We start from the raw sequence: 276 nt of genomic DNA, 5'->3' as shown, positions 1-276 counted from the left end.
TTAGGTGATCGCTGTACTGTTGAGTCAGGTCTCTACATTACTGCTGGCACTAAAGTAGTTATGCTTGACTCTGAAAACCAGGTCGTTGAGACGGTTAAAGCACGTGATCTAGCAAATAAAGCTGACCTACTGTTCCGCCGAAACTCGGCAAATGGTCGAGTTGAATGCTTAACTAATAAGACTGCCATTGAACTGAATGAAGAGCTTCACGCCAATAACTAGTATCTGGCTAAGCAACTAACACTGCCCTAACAGGGCAGCCCTTAAAGGCGCACT

Annotated in this window: 1 pseudogene; it reads left to right on the top strand. The window is 45.3% G+C overall.

From position 1 onward, the window contains the following. Positions 1 to 222 (top strand): annotated as a pseudogene (locus tag A3756_RS03650) (2,3,4,5-tetrahydropyridine-2,6-dicarboxylate N-succinyltransferase); the annotation flags it as partial. Between the last annotated feature and the right edge of the window lie 54 nt (positions 223 to 276).

The sequence above is a fragment of the Oleiphilus sp. HI0086 genome (assembly GCF_001635225.1).
This window is presented reverse-complemented; position numbering and strand designations above follow the sequence as displayed.